This window comes from Halanaerobium sp., from assembly GCF_003070835.1.
The window spans coordinates 1-2,344 of the sequence record NZ_QBLR01000421.1; the positions used below are offsets into that span (position 1 = coordinate 1).

Below are 2,344 nucleotides of genomic sequence, written 5' to 3' on the forward strand. Positions count from 1 at the left end.
CCATTTATTTTACTGATAGTTGGAGAATTTATAAATTCCTCAATCTTCATCATTTCAAAGTAATGGTCTCTAAATTCAGTTTTCTGCTGTAATCTAAATTTCTGATGGTAATTTTCTGCTAAATAAAATCTATCTAATTCTTTAATCATTGTTTTTACTTTACGATTTTTTTCAGCTTCTAAACTTTCTTTTACCTCTAGAGCAGTTTGCCGCTGATCCTCGTTATGATAGAGAATTAATGAAGCATACTGTCTTGAATAGGCTTCAGCAAATGCATTATGGCTGTTGAAGAAAATCTCCACCAGCTCCCTATAAGAAATCTGATCTGGATCATAATCGATCTGAACAGTTTCTGTGTGGTCACCTATTTTTGTATATCTTGGATCTTTCATTTCTCCACCTGCATAGCCAACTCGAGTTCTAACTACCCCTTCTAAAGCACCAAATGATCCGTCAGGACCCCAGAAACAGCCGAGACCAAAAGTAGCAGTCTCTGTTTCTAATTCATTCAGCTTTTGATCATAGGGAATTACTTCCTGAGCTAGAGCATTGGCACTTAGACCAAATACCGCCAGTAATAAAATCGAAGTTACAAATAAATAATCCATTAAATCTACCTCCTATTTATATCAAAGATATAATATCCTGCCCTGCTGAGTATATGATAATATTTTTTAGCTATTTTAAATAGTAAGTAGATTACTCAAGATTATATTTAACCCCATAATGAATCATTACCAAACTGCCTCTGTAGGCGTTCATCACTTTGAATATCTCTAGGCAAATTTTCAATTATTTTTCCTTCTTTAAAATTATATAAATAATTGCTGCAGTAATCTTTTATAACTTTAAAAGCTTCATTAATTTCTTTGATTTTCTGCTGACAAATTTTCGGCTCTTTATCACATTGATCCGGATGCCATTTTTTAATTAAAGACCTGTGCTTTTTCTTTATCTCTGTCATTGGTTCCTTTTCTCTCAAATTAAGAATTTGAGCGGCCTGATAGACTTTTTTAGAATTTAAATCGTTTAAATCCATAATTTTTCACCTCAGATAATTTAAATAAATTAAATCTTAGCGGTAAAGAAAAACAAAATCATTAAGCCCGACATCTAAAACTTCCGCGATAATCTCACATTTAGCTTTTAATAAGAAGTAAATATCTTCCTCAATATCAAGCAGACCTTCTAAATTCCCCTGCCCCTTAGAAATTACAAGATCAGCATTTTGATAGGCCTCTAAAAATTCTGCTGAGGCTTCTTCCATCAGCATTCCCGGAGCAGTTGTACCGCTCTTAATTATTTCCGCATATTCGCCAATTCCAAGTTCTTCAGCTTTTTCTGCGGTAATATCGTTTAAAATAGGGATCTCTCTAACTGCATATGTAATCTTTAAATTATATGGTTTTAACTCTTTTAATAACAGGCGGTCAAAAAGAGCCTCACCTGTATTATCAGCAATTATGAGTAAGTTTTTTGCTGTTTGAAGTTCATCTTTAAAACGAGGGTAATCACTGTGGGCAAATGAATCCTCTATTGCCTGGTCAATATTTTCTTTGATGTTAACATTGAGAGATACCCCAGCGTCAATAGAATTACCCATTGCTGACATTAATAGAGCTGCTAAAAGTGGATCTTCTGCAGCTTTAATTTCTTCCTCTACCAGCGGCAGCAGTTTCTTGGCCTGGATTAAATTTTTTTCTTTTAAATTAAAATATGGATCTTCCACCTCAGTCAAATTTTTAATATATTTCTGCATTTCAGCAGCAAGCATAGGAGCAGTAAAGTCTTTGTCCAGAGCTGGACTTAGGATCTCACCAAAGTGCTTGATAATCTGCTTCATTTTCTGATCATCAACTTCGATCATCTCAGCTGATTCGATGCTCTGTCTTAAAATACAGGGATAACATTCATATTTTATTTTCATTTTCATCACCTCAATGAAATTATATGCAGATTATGAACATAAGTCAACAAATAAATAAAAAAGGAGGGATTTAACCCTCCTCAATAAGTACTTTTTTATTTTAACCGTCACTGCCGATTGCATCAACTGGGCAGGCTTCTAGGGCACTTTCACAGGCCGTTTTTTCAGCTTCATTTTCAGGCTGTTTATAGACATAAGCATAATCTCCACCCATTTCAAAATTATCTGGAGCTTCTCCAACACAAATACCACAGGCTATACATTGATCGTCAACATAGTAATCACCAGCAACATTTTCAGGAACACGATTCTCTACATCTGCCATTATACCACTCCTTTTAATTTTACTGTCTAACTTAATTTTACCCATCTATCTAAATAAATTATAAGATTTTTCCGAATATTTGTCAAAATAAT

The 2,344-nt window shown here is 34.0% G+C and carries 4 protein-coding genes; all 4 read right to left on the reverse strand.

Annotated elements, in window-relative coordinates:
• Positions 1-608 (reverse strand): peptide-methionine (S)-S-oxide reductase MsrA (gene msrA, locus CI949_RS19925; protein ID WP_290769686.1); only part of this gene is annotated, 608 nt, incomplete at its 3' end.
• A gap of 107 nt (positions 609-715) precedes the next feature.
• The gene (locus tag CI949_RS19930) at positions 716-1,039 is read right to left on the reverse strand and encodes a J domain-containing protein (RefSeq protein WP_290769689.1); all 324 of its coding nucleotides are present in this window, start codon (positions 1,037-1,039) and stop codon (positions 716-718) included.
• A gap of 36 nt (positions 1,040-1,075) precedes the next feature.
• Positions 1,076-1,927: a DUF89 domain-containing protein gene (locus tag CI949_RS19935; RefSeq protein WP_290769692.1), complete on the reverse strand. Its 852-nt coding sequence runs from the start codon at positions 1,925-1,927 to the stop codon at positions 1,076-1,078.
• A 100-nt stretch (positions 1,928-2,027) separates the two neighbouring features.
• Entirely contained in the window at positions 2,028-2,252 is a 225-nt protein-coding gene (locus tag CI949_RS19940; RefSeq protein WP_290769694.1) for a ferredoxin, read from the reverse strand.
• Between the last annotated feature and the right edge of the window lie 92 nt (positions 2,253-2,344).